This is a genomic window from Paenibacillus contaminans (assembly GCF_003285015.1).
Taxonomy (GTDB): domain Bacteria; phylum Bacillota; class Bacilli; order Paenibacillales; family NBRC-103111; genus Paenibacillus_V; species Paenibacillus_V contaminans.
In genome coordinates, this window is record NZ_QMFB01000001.1 from 758,534 (window position 1) to 772,793 (window position 14,260).

Genomic DNA, 14,260 nt, shown 5'->3' on the forward strand with positions numbered 1-14,260 from the left:
CAAGACACCTCAAGCTGCCGGGAAAAGATAGGTACCCTCGATGCAAACACGCGATATTACGCAACAAATCCCCTGAAATAAACGTCTATACAAAGTGTCAGAGTAACCCAATAAGTCCGATATTTGCCTGCTTCCATTTCCTTTAAATACTAATAGGATGTTTAGAGTCGATACGTCTTATATATCATGTCATTGAGACAGGAGAGTAACATGAAATGGAGTCTAAATGTATTAAAAACAGTTTACTGTTCCTTGGACTTCTGATTTTTGCCGCATTAATCGGGTGTAGCAAGGATACTGGCCCGGCAGCAACAATTCCAGTGCCCGAGAATTCGCCAACGGCGGAAAGCGGCAATTCGATTGCTTCGCAGTTACCTCTATCTCCATCTTCTAAGGAAACTTTTACTGCAACTCCAGCGCCGTCTTCTGATGAACAGGTGGAAGAATCAACACCACCGGTGTCAGAACGCTCGACGTCTGATATAGTACAGCAAGCGAATCGCTTGGAGGATTGCGGAGCCGCTGAATTTGGCCGGGGAGCGCAAACGGCACAGCTGCCTCTTCGCTGCATTCGCGCAAATTATGGCATCGATGGCCCGAACGGTCCGCCTACCATTTCCCCTCGGCAGCTCATCAAGGTCGAATCTTACGTTATCCCTTCCGGGCTTCAGAAGTCGCTGTCTGCTTACTGGATGAACTTGGGGGATAACGAGAATGGTGTACTGCTATTAGCGCCTAATGAATGGAGTTTGTTATCGGCGGATGTCGGTGCCAACGGTTCCCACGCCATTCGACTGGTAAATCCGGATGACCCCGAGCAATTCATCGACTATTTTGATCAAGGCGGTTGTCAGGGCTGCCTGATCCCGAATATCGGCGCGTATTTCCCGAATTTGAAATCATGGGCGGAGGAGCAGGGATACGAAGTAGACACGCAGCCGGGGATCAGCAAACGGACCTTGCTCACGCCTAATCTAATGGCTTACCGGAAACAGACGGAGAAAAAGGGATATGTTGTCGACGGAGTTGCTTATCAGGAACATGGCGATGGAGGCGGTGTATTCCGTTCCGAGGAAATCCGGCTGCCGTCCTCTGATACGGATTCAGCAACCGTCATTTTAAATTTATTTGTAGCTTTAAATCCTGATCCATTAAAATAATACTTATACCGGGGTTAAGAGGAATAGCAGCAATAGTATTTTTGGACTTCAAGCCGCTGTGATGTCTTGAATCAAACAAGGTTAAGGCGACAATTACCATTTATGATTTGAAAGGTTGATTCAAATGACAAATACGATAACTGAAGAAACTTTACATTCTGCGTGTTACAACCAAAATATAGGTGAGGTTAAAGAGCTTTTGATTAATGTTAAACCTAAAATACTTAATAAAAAACTTACAGACTATTCAAATCCAATCCAAGGGACCCCTTTGCAAATTAGCTGTAAAAACGGAAATATGGATATTGTAAGACTTTTAATTGAGGCAGGCGCAGATAAGGAAATTAAAGATGTCGGAAGACAATCGCCTTTATCAATTGCTATTACTAACAACCACTACGAAATAACCAAATATTTAATGGAAGCTGGAGCAGATATTCATTCTAAAGGTCCTAACAATCTACAACCGATTCATTTTGCATGCGCTCACGGCAGCAGGGAGATCATTGAGTTACTATTATCCAGGGGTGTAGATATAAACCAAGTTGACGCTCTAAAGAGTTCTCTGCTTGATTTTACAACGAATCTTAATGGAGGGAATGTAGAAGCTGCTAAAACACTAGTGGAAAATGGAATTGATAAAAAATATTTTTCAACAGCGTTTAAATGGGCTTGTTGGAGAAATAATCTCAAAATTGCCGAGTATTTATTAGCGAACGGGGCTGATTATACAAGTGAGACAACCCCTAAATCAGAGTTGTTGTTTTGGATTTGCGGTTTAGGATATAAGGAGATAGTCCGACTATTATTAGAACTAGGCGTTGATTTTAAAACACATGTTAAATTTAAAGGTAAAATATTAGCTTATAATGGAAGCCCTCTGGACAGAGCTATTGAAACAAATCAAATCGAAATCGTAAATTTGATAAATTCAAAATAGGAAAGGGATATATATCAAAATATTTGCAGTTGACTTTGCCCTTAGGGCAACATGTACAGTGGAACTGAACAAAGGATCAAAAAAATATTCGTATGTACACAGTTATGAAGGAAGGAGGAAGCCGGCTGCTGTCGATTGGCGAATTCTCGAAAATATGCGAAGTGTCTACAAAAACGCTTAGATATTATGATGAAATTGGGTTAATTACGCCTGATGAAATCAATCCCGAAAACGGTTATCGATATTATTCGATCGGGCAGCTTAAAAAGATGCTTTTGATCAACCGCTTGAAATCTTATCATTTTTCTCTGGAAGAAATCAAAGCGGTTATGGAAATGGAAGAGGATCAAGCGGAAGAGAAGCTTTGCTCCGCCCTCAATCGCAAGAAAAGGGATATTCAGGATAAGCTCCTCGCTCTTGAACATACCCTTAAACAAATGAGTAGTGATATTTTGAATTTGGAGAAGGGCATACCGATCATGTCCTATATAGACAAAATTGAAGTGCAGCTAGTTGAAACACGGCCTTTGAATATCCTTTATGTACGTCAAATGATGAACAGCGGCGGCTATATTGCTGGATATGGTAAATATTTTAACGATATATATGGAAAAATCGCTACGGAAAAACTCACTATGCTTGGTACTCCGATGACGATTTATCACAGCCCCGAGTTCAATCCTGCCGGCAATGATACGGAGTTTGCGATTCCGGTCGAGGAGTCGGTAAAGGGGACGAGAGATTTTCCCGGCGGTTTATGCGCGATGTCTGTGCTAAAAGGACCGTATTCAGAATTGACGTCGGTTTATGCGAAGCTGAGAGAATGGGTGGAAAATGAAAGCTATGAATTGGTGAGATCCCCGTATGAAGTCTATATTACCGACCCGAATCAATGTGCCGTACAAGAGGAGATCGTTACCGAGGTATACTTTCCCGTAAAGAAAAAATAGCATCCTCAATAAATTGGAGGTATCAGGCATGCAGAGAAACTACCGGCCAACGACGGAATGGCAAGCCGTTAACCCGGAAACCTTGAACATGGACTCCGGAAAGCTTTCAGAGCTCGAACCCGTGATAGTATCCGACTACAGCAACATAAACGGCATTGTTGTTGTGAAAGCAGGAAATATTGCTTATGAAAAGTATTTTAATGGCTACGGTCCGAATGATACTTTTCATGTGACATCGGTAACGAAAAGCATCATATCCGCTCTAATCGGTATTGCCATTGATGCAAGATTTATTGAACATGCAGATCAGAAGGTACTGGACTTTTTCCCCGAATATGTTCCCGATGCAGCTGATAAACAGAAACGCGAAATCACGATACGCCATCTACTCACTATGACGGTTCCCTATCCTTTTGAGGACTGGCAAGAACCGCTGGAAAACATGTGCATACAGCCTGATTGGACAAAATATATTCTAGATATTATGGGGCAAAACGGTCATATCGGAGCTTTTAAGTATTCCACCGCAGGAGCGCACCTGCTTTCCGCGATCATCACACGCAGCACAGGGAAAAGTGCCAGAGAATTTGCCAATGAACGTTTATTTGGCCCAATCGGCATCAAAGAAATTCCGGATTATGAAATGAAGGCATTCGGATTTGACGAGTTGTTCGGCAAAAATGTGAAAGGCTGGGTGAATGACCCGCAGCATCATTCCACAGGCGGATGGGGACTAACCCTTAATCCCCGTGATATGGCACGTTTTGGCTTGCTATACCTGCGTCGTGGCATTTGGGATAATAATCAGATTATTTCCAAGACATGGATTGACGAATCGATCGCGAAAACCCCCAATCATTACGGTTATATGTGGTGGTTACGTGAAGAGAACGGCGTTTCAGCGTATTCAGCTCATGGCGATGGCGGCAATGTCATTTGTTGTGTTCCGGAAAAAGACCTTGTCGTAGCAATTGCATCGGAATTCATGATGAATCCTCGTGACCGGTGGACGCTCATAAAGGAATCCATTATTCCGTCAATAATGGACTGATTTGATACCAATTCAAGCACGCGGCAACGAGAGTTTGCCCACGTGCTTTGTTTTGTACTTTGCCTCATTTACCTCACATTTTCCATGAAGTCCTCTAAAATAACCCTTAATCCGTCCGGATCGCTTAGCATCGGTAAATGTCCTGTTTCCAAACTTCGTACGAATTGCGGTGAAAGGTTAGAAATCATGTGATCTTGCAAAGATGGACTGAGTTCTTTATCATTGGTTAGCTTCACGTATAGCCTAGGCACGTTCGGAGAGGAAACGCCTATTCGGTCCATATACACACGAATTGCTTCGGGAATGAATCCTTTAGTGATTTCAGCAGTGTGATCCGGCGAAAGATCGTGGCATAACCCTGCGCGTATGGCGGATTCCGGAGGTTTCGTGCCCAAGGTTCGCAGAATAGCGGACATGATCATTCTTTTTGGAAAAGGCAATACGGATAAAAAGGATCCGCCATTCTTCGGGATTGCTGCTCCTACCGCGACAAAACCTGCCAATCGATCAGTCAGTTGTGCAGCTAGTTTAAGTGCGAGAACGCCCCCAAGCGAATGCGCTACAAGTACTAGTTTGTGAATTCCCCATTCGTCCACTTGTCGTTTAATATGCATCACATAATCCTCCATAGAAAGTCGGCTCCTTGCATCAACCGTGCCTTTCCTCAAAGGGAAATCAACAAGCAAAATGGGATGTTCCAATCCCTCAACAACTTTACTCCAAATTCGGCTTTCCAAGCCGGCTCCATTTATGAATACAACGCCGATTTTCTGAAGCAGCTTCGTTTGCATTTCAATCATGCCCCTTCAATAGGTTGTCGTTTCATTGGTTATGGGATCATGATATCATCTAAACAAGACAGATTATGTCTTATATATGCGATACAATAAAAGAAAAAGTCGGAAATGAGTTGAGGCATTGCAAAAGTCACAGCGTCTCATTCAATTGATTATGAGGATCAACGCCAAACCGTCCTTCACCGTCAGGGAACTGGCCGATGAATTCGGTCTGTCTACACGAACGATTACAAGGGATCTGTTAGAGCTGAGCGAACTTGGCGTCCCCGTTTATTCCATCCAAGGAAGAGGAGGCGGGTATAAACTCCTTCAAGAAAGGCTTTTACCGCCGATCAGCTTTACCGAGGGGGAAGCGATCGCTCTGTTTTTCGCGTGCCAGACGTTGGATTATTTCAGTTCCTTGCCATTTGGCGATGGGGCCGATTCCGCGCTTCATAAGTTTTATCATTACTTGCCTGCCGATTTGAAGGAACGGATTGACCGGCTAAAGAACAGGATCATGTTCTGGAGCCCGTATCGCCCGATGTCTGCGGAAATTCTTCAAACCCTGATGCAAGCCATTATGATCGGCCGTGTAGTCGCCATAACATACAAATCAAGCGGCGGAATATCGGAGCGTAATATTCAGCCCATCGGCCTTTATTCCAGCTCCGGTTATTGGTATTGTCCCGCCTATTGCTTCAGTAAAGAAGACATCAGGCAGTTTAGGGCCGATCGGATCCTTTCCGCAGTGCTGAACGATACGATTCCTTGCCGAGCGGATGTAAGCGGGAAGTCATTATTGGATAAGCCCACTAAAGATCACTTGGAACAAACGCTGCTTCAACTCGAAATGACGAGTAAAGGGGTGTGGATGTTGGAATCCAACCCTCACATCGCTCCTTATATACAGCGCAATGAAGATGGAAGCGGGACGGCAACCATTCAAATAGCGGCAGAAGACTTGAGTTTTTACGTGGATCTGATCTGGCAGCTGGGAGGAGAAGGCAAAATCGTAGGACCTGCGGAGGGAGTTGCATACATGAAGCAAAAAATCGAGTCCATGTGCTCCCTATATCGTACGGAGTTTCTGTAGACGTATTGAACGGGCACTCTATAGGCAGATTAAACGGAAAAATTAAGGAAGGTATATGATGATCCATAATCTACTTGTAGGTCTAAGAAGAATGACCGAGCGCGACTATGAAATAATGCTGGAATGGCGACAATACGATGAGGTGAAAAAATTTTATAGCAATCCCCATTATACTTATACTTTAGAAAAAGTAGTGAAAAAATATAAAGCTAGGATCGAGGGCAAGGATGCTAAAATACCCATTATCATTGAGTTATGCTAATGGAATACTCTTATCCGTATGTACCGTAATGTTGAAACAAGCGGTAGTAAGAAAAAGAAACGCTGACATACTCGTGTCAGTGATGGGTGTTTATACTAGCATTAATAACGAAAAATTATTCCCGTTGGAGGAAGAGAAGAATGAACATGAATCAAACCTTGCGAGGATTTGCGACCATCAGTTACTGGGCAGATGATATGGAGGCGGCGAAGGCGTGGTACTCGGAGTTTCTGGGAAGTACGCCTTACTTCGAACGTTCAGGTCCGGATGGCCAATTAGTCTATGCCGAGTTTCGCTTAGGAGACTACCAGCACGAACTGGGTTTGATCGACCGCCGTTTTGCTCCTGCACGTTCATCGGCTGGCCCCGGTGGAGCCATCATGTACTGGCATGTCGACGATATTGAAGCTACACTTAATAAATTGAAGTCCATGGGAGCGCAAGAGTACGAACCGCTCATACACCGTGGGGAGGGATTCGTCACGGCTTCCGTCACGGATCCATTTGGTAACGTGCTGGGTATTATGTATAACGCCCACTATTTGGAGATGCTCGATTCCAGAATTCAGGGGTGATCCGTACGTGGTAATAGATAAAGTCGTAAACGTTCAGACTCGACAAGAATGGCGAGAGTGGTTAAATGATCATTCCGGTACAGAAGATTATTGTTGGTTGCTAACTACAAATCAGTCCGTAAGTTACTTAGATCTTGTTGAAGAAGCCTTGTGTTTTGGCTGGATTGACAGTACGCGCAAAAAAATAGACGATAATCAGATGGCGCAACGTTATTCACCCAGGAAAAAAAGGAGTTCTTGGACGGAGCTCAATAAAGAGCGTGTCAGACGATTAGATAAATTAGGATTCATGACAAATGCGGGAAAACGGGTATTGCCGGATATGAACGCCGAATCTTTTATCATTAATGAAGATATCCTAGCGATACTGCGTCAGGATGAAGCGCTTTATCGAAATTTTCGAGCCTTGCCGGAACTATATGTTAGAATTAAGATTGACAATATCCAATCCGTGCGGAATGATGAGACGTTGTATCATAATCGATTGACAAAGTTTATTGAACATACCCGTATCGATAAAATGTATGGACAATGGCATGATAATGGTCGACTTTTGGATTATTGATTGCATGTTGCAAGCTGTAACGAATCAGAAATAGGGGGGAGTTATCCATTGCATATTGGAGTAGATTTAGACAACACGGTTCTTGATGCCACTTCCTCTTATTTATTTTATTATAATAAAGCTTCCGGCAAATCGTTTGTTTCTGAAGATGTCCAAGATTTTTATTTGTACCGGTTGTATGGGTGGGATCAAACAGAACGTGAAAAAGTTTATCATACATATGGTCACGATATTCATTGGCATTCCCGTCCTTTTCCTATGGCAGTAGAAGTATTACGGGAACTGTTTATTCATCATGAAATATCAATTATTACTGCTCGTCCCTCGCTGTTTCGAGATGTTACCGTAAAATGGCTTGATTATCATGGAATCACATACCATCGTATCGTGTTTACTGAAAATAAACGGCATGAATGTATAAGTTCAAACGTAGATGTGTTGATTGATGACGCTCCCCATTACGCTGCAGAGTTTGCGCACCACAATATGCCTGTTATTTTATTTGATCAGCCTTATAATTCTTCGGTAAACACGAAGCTGGTTAATCGTGCCGCCAATTGGTTGGACGTAAAAAGAATCCTTTCGGAGTTAGATTCCGCTATTCGATAGATCAATGAACACATCATGAAACACAACAGATGGCTATAAAGTCTGTTGTGTTTATTTTATCCAGGGACCGCATCATGGCATGCGATTTTTTTATTTTGTCCAAGAATAACAGAAACGTCAGATTTTAATTTCTCCCGGCATCATATATGATGAATGCCCATAAAAGGAGGAGCTTTACATCTATGAAAAACTCGCTGGTAATCGATGCGATTCCGATAAGGCTCATAATCCATAGAGCATAAGTGTTGAAGAGTGTATGTGTTCAAATTAAACAATGGGAAGGAGCAAAGGCATTGACATTGGTGAATAAACAAGTTGTGTTGAAAGTAGCTTACGACGAGGAGTGGCAAACCGAAAGCTTGAAGGAGGTTACAAGAGGATTTGAAAAACAGCATCAAGGGGTAAGCGTGGAACTATTGCTGGACGCGAACCTTAGAGAAAAGGTGTTGAGCGGGGAAATCCAAGCTGATCTTATGCAGATGTATAACAGCGACTTTCATTCTTATCGTAAGCGTGGAATCGTCGCAGATCTGACGCCTTGGGTGGAACGAAGCGGTTTGAAGGTGAACGAACGGTTTCATTCCGGGATTTTCAACTTGTGTCGGACAGCTGACGGGATTGCCGGTATCCCCATTTCTGCAACAACCAAAGGAGTGTTTTATAATAAACGCTGGTTCCAACAAGCGCAAATATCTTTCCCTGCCGATAACTGGACATGGAATGATTTTATGGACATCTCGTTACAATTAGCCAAAACACGCGGCCAAGCGGAAGGCGATTATGCAGTGCGCATACCGTTCCACTGGGAATACCTATGGAGTATTGTGAAATCGTTCGACGGAGCATTTTTTTCTCCGGATGGGAAGGCAGAGGGATATTTGAACGGAAGAACAACCGTTGAAGCCATACAGTGGGTGCTGGACCTTATACATAAACATAAAGTCTCCCCGCAAACGAACGGTTATTTCGATACATCAGCGTTTCAAAATAATCAAATCGGTATGATTTTTGAATACTTTATTCCACTTCAATATTTGGAAGCTGAAATGGGCGACGATTTAGGCATCGCAGCGATTCCATCATGGGACAGCGATAAGCCGGCGGAACAAATCCCGTGGCTTTGCGGGTTTGGAATGAGCGCGGGATCGTCCCATCCGGAGCTTGCATGGTCTTTACTGGAAGTTTTAACGATGAAAAGTAATCCGTTAACCGGTATCGTGACGGAAGGGTTTATTGCCCCGTTAAAGCAGACCTATACCGATGTCGGCCATGACAAGAACCGTAACCGTAATTTCATCCTCCAACAGTGCAATCTCATGAACAATACACGGTTTACACCGACTTCATCGGAATTTCAACACCTTGATTCCACGTTCTCGCCGAACTTAAATAAGCTACTGGAAGAAGGCAGCGATGTCCAAGCCTTGTTAAACGACTTGGCGCGTTCATGGGATGAATCACACCGTTAGATGGGGAATGATGGAACCACATTGTTGTCTAGATCGGGTTTCTTGCTTGATACAGGAACAAGACTACTGCCTCTAAGAAGGAAGTAGTCTTGTTTGTTGTTTTATGCTTTCTTCAGAACAGTGTGTTTCATTCCGGCGTTGGACGGCTCCTCGACCGCTTGTTTTACACGTTTGATAAAAAATGAGAGCAGCAAGCCGATAACACCGATCCCAACAATTACGAGATACGCATCATTGATCCCCTGTATGGTTGCTTCCGTAACTAACTGAGCTTGCGTTGCGCCTTCTTTCCCGCCTGAAGCTATCATATCTTGCATATGCGTTTTTGTGCGGTCGCTCATGACGGTTACGAGCAATGAAGTGCCCACTGCGCCGGCAACTTGGCGAATGGTATTCGAGATTGCCGTACCATGTCCATTCAATCGGGCCGGCAGCTGATTTAAGCCGGCGGTTTGAATCGGCATGAGAAGCAGCGCCATCCCGATACGACGAGCTGTAGACATAAGCAATAAATAGGTATAGGTAGTCGAGTCCGTTAAGTCAATAAAACCGAGCGTAGTTACAATCGTAATAATCATACCGATGACGGATAACCATTTTGCGCCGAAACGATCGAAAAGTTTGCCGGTAACCGGCATTAGGAAACCCATCACAAGAGCGCCCGGTAACATCAGGAAACCGGATTCCAGAGCCGTATACCCGCGCGCACTTTGCAAATAAAGCGGCAGCAGCATCATATCCGCGTACATGACCATCGTTACCGCGATATTGATAATCGTCGTCAAGGAGAACATATTATACTTGAATGCCCGCAGATCGAGTAACGGTTCGCGGGAAACCAGCTGTCTCCATGTAAAAAAGGCTAGAGCTACGACACCGACAATAATGGAAAGAAGAACCTCCGAACTCGACCAGCCTTCGCTGCCGGCCCGGCTAAATCCGTATAGCAATGTGCCGAAGCCTATCGTGGAAAGGGCGACGCTCAGTATATCAAATTTTGTGTTAACGCGTTCGGATACATTTTTCAAGAAAACGAACCCGCATGCAATGACAATAAGCGCCAGCGGAATCATGGCATAAAACATCGTTTCCCAAGCGTAGTTTTCCAGGACGTAACCGGCAAGCGTCGGTCCGATCGCCGGGGCAAAAATGATGGCTAGTCCCATCATTCCCATTGCAGCTCCTCTTTTATCGGGAGGGAACAGGGTCAAAATGACATTCGTTAGAAGCGGCATAATAATACCGGCACCGGCTGCCTGAATCATACGTCCGGTCAGCAGAACGGAGAAGTCCGCAGCAATCGCGGAAACAATGGTTCCGATCAGGAAGATGATCATCGATGTCTGAAAAAGCTGTCTTGTACTGAATCGCTGCATGAAATAGGCCGTAATGGGGATCAGCACGCCGTTAACCAGCATATAGCCGGTAGTTAACCACTGGGCGGTTGTGGCGGAAATATCAAAGTCCTTCATAAGTTCGGGTGTTGCTACACTCATGATGGTTTGATTCAAGGTGGCGAGAAATGCACCCAAAATCATGACAAATAAAATGGGACCTCTTTTCACGGTACTACCGTCTATCTCCTTTTCTTTTTCTTTACTCACTTTCTCCATCCTCTCCATCTTTCTCTAGACTTAATTTACATAGTGTAAGATAATAAACACAATATAAATTATATAAATTAAAATTATATACAGAAAACCGTTTCTTACAAGCAACGGATTAGGGGCAAAGTGTAAAGTAAACATCATTTAACCTATTTTGTGTAGCTTAAGGAATAGATATCAGACAGTGATCGATGGAATTGTAAATTAAATAATTGAAGGGAAAACATCCATATGAACCAAAAAACGCCTCGTACTGACTTAAGGATCCTTCGTACGCGTCAGCTGTTGAAAGAGGCTTTTATCGATTTATTGCAGGAAGTGGAAATCGAGAAAATATCCGTAAATCGGATCGCTGAGCGCGCAACCATTAATCGGGTGACGTTTTATCTGCATTATCGCGATATTCCGGATATGATGGAGAAAATGGCTGATGAGATGATCGAGGACATGCGGAGTGTCTTAAACCTCAAGCCATTGAATCCCTCTTTGGTTGATGAAAAGGATTCGCTAGTCTTGGTTCGTTTGCTTGAGCATATTGCGGAAAATGCCAAATTTTATAAAGTGGTTCTTAGCTCGAAACGGACGCCGATCTTTACGGACCGGCTGCTGAAGCTATTGTCTGAAACCGTTACCCAAAGGGTGGAGAGCGATAAGGACTCCATAATCAAAAAAGCCGGTATTCAAAAAGACATTGTAATATGGTTCGGATCCGCAGCATTAATTGGCACCATTGTAGCTTGGCTGCGAAATGACATGCCTTATTCGCCGCAATTTCTAGCCCAACAGCTTTCTACGCTCCTGATTCATCATGCTAAAGGAATATTAAACTAAGAAACAGGTAAGCCCCGTTTATCGTGAAAACGATAAGCAGGGCTGTCTGAATATTCGTCTATTTGCCAATTGCAGCTGCTTGGACGTTCATCCAAATAGCACCTCTAGCTAAAGAACTTTCGCCAAAAAATCCTTCGTGCGGCCGTTAGAAGGGTTTCCGAAAACCTGCTCCGGCGTCCCTTCTTCGACGATCACGCCTTTGTCCATAAACACAATCCTGTCGCCAACTTCACGGGCAAATCCCATCTCATGCGTCACGATAATCATGGTCATGCCGCCTTTAGCCAGCTTTTTCATGACATCCAGCACTTCGCCGACCATCTCCGGATCAAGTGCCGAGGTCGGTTCGTCAAATAACATCACATGCGGCTGCATCGCTAGTGCGCGCGCAATGGCAATCCGCTGTTTTTGTCCGCCGGAGAGCTGGGAAGGGTAAAGATCCTTCTTGTCAGCAAGCCCGACAGTTTGCAGCAGCTCCATCGCGATTTTCTCCGCTTCAACGGTTGACAAGCCCTTTACCTTAACAGGGGCCAGTGTCAGATTTTGCAGAACGGTTTTATGCGGAAACAAGTTAAAATGCTGGAACACCATGCCCATCTTCTCGCGAGTGGCGTTGATATTGTGCCCGCGTGCTGTAATGGAATTGTTCTCAAACATGATTTCGCCGCCGCTGGGCTGCTCCAGCAGGTTGATACATCGTAGGAACGTGCTTTTTCCCGAACCGCTCGGTCCGATGACAACCACGACTTCTCCGCTTGCAATGCCGATATCGATTCCCTTGAGAATTTCCGTTTTTCCATACGACTTGCGCAAATTTTTAACGGTGATCACTGGCGCCCATCCTCCTTTCCCATACGCCAAGCAGCTTGGACAGCATGAAAGTCAGTACAAAATAGATCGCGGCTGCAATAATGAACGGGCTTAGGCCTTGATACGTGATATTTTTGACGACTCCCGCTTGGTACATGATATCCGCCATTCCGATCACGGATATGATGGAGGATTCTTTAATAATCGTAATAAACTCGTTGCCGATTGCGGGAAGAACGGACTTGAACGCTTGCGGTAAAATAATATGGCGCATCGCTTGTCCTCTGCTCATGCCCAGCGAACGGGCCGCTTCCATCTGCCCGCGATCGACACCTTGAATACCCGCACGGAAAATTTCCGCCAAATAAGCCGAACTGTTCAGGGAAAGCGTAATGATACCGGACTGCAGCGGTGAAAAGTTGATGCCCAAGGTTAACGCCAGCCCATAGTGAATAATCATGAGCTGAACAAGCATCGGCGTTCCGCGCAATATCTCAACATATGCAGTACCAAGCCAAGTTATCGGGCGGATTCCGGACATCCGCACAAGACTGACGATCAGGCCGATCAAAAAGCCGAAAAGGACGCCGAGAGCCGAAAGCAGCAGAGTGTAGCCGAGCCCAAGCGCATAATAGCTGCGGTATTCCCAGAATACAGAAAAAATATTGCCGGGCGATTGCTGCCTTTCAATAGACAGCTGGCTAGCTCCTTTGACCATCTCCGCAATGCGGTTACCGCTTTTCAGCCGATCGATTGTCGAATTGACTTGAGTCAGCAGCTCAGCGTTTCCTTTGCGAATGCCGATTGCCGCTTGGACAGGAGCCTCGTCCAGAACAGCTTCTGAAAGTGTTAGATTTTTGTCATGCAGGTAACCGACAGCAACGGTGTCTTCCAAAATGACGGCATTTACCCGTTTCGTCTGCAATTGCAGAACAAGATCCGGGATGCGGTCCAACGATGTAATAACAGCATCGGGGATGGATTGGGCAATCTCCTCCTGGATGGAGCCCTTTTGCGCGCCGATCTTTTCACCCTTAATGCTGTCAATCGTCGTAAAACGTTCCTTGTCTTCGGTACGAACCATCAATACCTGCGTGGATTGGTAATAATTGCTCGAGAAATCGATGCTTTGCTTGCGTTCATCCGTCGGTGTCATGCCTGAAATGACCATATCGACTCGGCCGCTTTGCAAGGCGGGCAGCAGGGCATCGAAGCTCATATCCTGTATAACAAGCTTTGCTCCCATATCCTTGGCGATCTCGTGAGCAATATCAATATCAAAGCCTACAATTTGATCTTTCCCATTGATCGTTTTATGAAATTCATACGGCGCAAACTCGGCGCTGGTTCCTAGAATAAGCGTTTTTTCTGCCTGGCCGTCTGCGCCGTGAGCGGTCAGTACAGGCAGACCGGCCAACAGCACCACCAGCATCGACAGTATAAATGCCGTACAACGGTAAGCCTTTTTCAAACGGTTTCTCTCCTAACTTGTAATATGTACATGAACCCTGAGCAATTATAAAGGAGTATAAATGATTATGCAATTACCTAATTGTGGT

Annotated in this window: 14 protein-coding genes; 10 read left to right on the top strand and 4 right to left on the bottom strand. The window is 44.7% G+C overall.

Annotated features, from left to right (window positions below; translation table 11 throughout):
• The first annotated feature begins 215 nt into the window (after positions 1-215).
• The 4 genes from DQG23_RS03280 to DQG23_RS03295 all read left to right on the top strand — a co-directional run bounded on the left by DQG23_RS03280 (position 216) and on the right by DQG23_RS03295 (position 4,101).
• On the top strand, positions 216-1,160 hold the full coding sequence (locus DQG23_RS03280) for a DUF4850 domain-containing protein (protein ID WP_113029339.1): 945 nt from the start codon (positions 216-218) through the stop codon (positions 1,158-1,160).
• Between the two features lie 124 nt (positions 1,161-1,284).
• Positions 1,285-2,100 (top strand): ankyrin repeat domain-containing protein, encoded by an 816-nt coding sequence (locus DQG23_RS03285; RefSeq protein WP_113029340.1) that lies wholly within the window; start codon positions 1,285-1,287, stop codon positions 2,098-2,100.
• A gap of 125 nt (positions 2,101-2,225) precedes the next feature.
• Positions 2,226-3,050, top strand: a complete 825-nt coding sequence (locus DQG23_RS03290; protein WP_113029577.1) for a MerR family transcriptional regulator — start codon at positions 2,226-2,228, stop codon at positions 3,048-3,050.
• Between the two features lie 28 nt (positions 3,051-3,078).
• Entirely contained in the window at positions 3,079-4,101 is a 1,023-nt protein-coding gene (locus DQG23_RS03295) for a serine hydrolase domain-containing protein (protein ID WP_113029341.1), read from the top strand.
• 68 nt (positions 4,102-4,169) lie between these two features.
• Here the strand turns inward: DQG23_RS03295 and DQG23_RS03300 are convergent, their stop codons facing one another.
• On the bottom strand, positions 4,170-4,892 hold the full coding sequence (locus DQG23_RS03300) for an alpha/beta fold hydrolase (protein WP_113029342.1): 723 nt from the start codon (positions 4,890-4,892) through the stop codon (positions 4,170-4,172).
• Between the two features lie 127 nt (positions 4,893-5,019).
• Between DQG23_RS03300 and DQG23_RS03305 the strand changes: the two genes are divergently transcribed.
• The 5 genes from DQG23_RS03305 (at position 5,020) to DQG23_RS03330 (ending at position 9,453) form a co-directional block, all read left to right on the top strand.
• On the top strand, positions 5,020-5,973 hold the full coding sequence (locus tag DQG23_RS03305) for a helix-turn-helix transcriptional regulator (RefSeq protein ID WP_113029343.1): 954 nt from the start codon (positions 5,020-5,022) through the stop codon (positions 5,971-5,973).
• 402 nt (positions 5,974-6,375) lie between these two features.
• Positions 6,376-6,810, top strand: coding sequence for a VOC family protein (locus DQG23_RS03315; protein ID WP_113029345.1), 435 nt, complete (start codon positions 6,376-6,378; stop codon positions 6,808-6,810).
• 7 nt (positions 6,811-6,817) lie between these two features.
• A complete protein-coding gene (locus tag DQG23_RS03320; protein WP_113029346.1) occupies positions 6,818-7,375 on the top strand; it encodes a YdeI/OmpD-associated family protein in 558 nt (185 codons plus the stop codon).
• Between the two features lie 48 nt (positions 7,376-7,423).
• Positions 7,424-7,984, top strand: coding sequence for a 5' nucleotidase, NT5C type (locus DQG23_RS03325; protein ID WP_158560275.1), 561 nt, complete (start codon positions 7,424-7,426; stop codon positions 7,982-7,984).
• Positions 7,985-8,286: 302 nt separating this feature from the next.
• Complete coding sequence (locus DQG23_RS03330) at positions 8,287-9,453, top strand: ABC transporter substrate-binding protein (RefSeq protein WP_238177739.1); 1,167 nt, start codon at positions 8,287-8,289, stop codon at positions 9,451-9,453.
• 101 nt (positions 9,454-9,554) lie between these two features.
• Here the strand turns inward: DQG23_RS03330 and DQG23_RS03335 are convergent, their stop codons facing one another.
• On the bottom strand, positions 9,555-10,991 hold the full coding sequence (locus DQG23_RS03335; RefSeq protein WP_238177740.1) for a DHA2 family efflux MFS transporter permease subunit: 1,437 nt from the start codon (positions 10,989-10,991) through the stop codon (positions 9,555-9,557).
• Between the two features lie 300 nt (positions 10,992-11,291).
• On the opposite strand from DQG23_RS03335, the gene DQG23_RS03340 reads away from it, so the two are divergent.
• Positions 11,292-11,891, top strand: a complete 600-nt coding sequence (locus tag DQG23_RS03340; protein ID WP_113029350.1) for a TetR/AcrR family transcriptional regulator — start codon at positions 11,292-11,294, stop codon at positions 11,889-11,891.
• 108 nt (positions 11,892-11,999) lie between these two features.
• Here the strand turns inward: DQG23_RS03340 and DQG23_RS03345 are convergent, their stop codons facing one another.
• Both DQG23_RS03345 and DQG23_RS03350 read right to left on the bottom strand, forming a co-directional pair.
• On the bottom strand, positions 12,000-12,722 hold the full coding sequence (locus tag DQG23_RS03345) for an amino acid ABC transporter ATP-binding protein (RefSeq protein ID WP_113029351.1): 723 nt from the start codon (positions 12,720-12,722) through the stop codon (positions 12,000-12,002).
• Entirely contained in the window at positions 12,709-14,172 is a 1,464-nt protein-coding gene (locus DQG23_RS03350) for an ABC transporter substrate-binding protein/permease (protein WP_113029352.1), read from the bottom strand. Before DQG23_RS03350 ends, DQG23_RS03345 begins: the two co-directional genes overlap by 14 nt.
• Between the last annotated feature and the right edge of the window lie 88 nt (positions 14,173-14,260).

What these genes read in the sequence shown, in the direction of transcription:
- DQG23_RS03280 (WP_113029339.1), top strand. Translation starts at nt 216, where the DNA reads ATGGAGTCTAAATGTATTAAAAACAGTTTACTGTTCCTTGGACTTCTG.
- DQG23_RS03285 (WP_113029340.1), top strand. Translation starts at nt 1,285, where the DNA reads ATGACAAATACGATAACTGAAGAAACTTTACATTCTGCGTGTTACAAC.
- DQG23_RS03295 (WP_113029341.1), top strand. Translation starts at nt 3,079, where the DNA reads ATGCAGAGAAACTACCGGCCAACGACGGAATGGCAAGCCGTTAACCCG.
- DQG23_RS03300 (WP_113029342.1), bottom strand. Translation starts at nt 4,892, where the DNA reads ATGCAAACGAAGCTGCTTCAGAAAATCGGCGTTGTATTCATAAATGGA.
- DQG23_RS03315 (WP_113029345.1), top strand. Translation starts at nt 6,376, where the DNA reads ATGAACATGAATCAAACCTTGCGAGGATTTGCGACCATCAGTTACTGG.
- DQG23_RS03335 (WP_238177740.1), bottom strand. Translation starts at nt 10,991, where the DNA reads ATGATTTTGGGTGCATTTCTCGCCACCTTGAATCAAACCATCATGAGT.
- DQG23_RS03340 (WP_113029350.1), top strand. Translation starts at nt 11,292, where the DNA reads ATGAACCAAAAAACGCCTCGTACTGACTTAAGGATCCTTCGTACGCGT.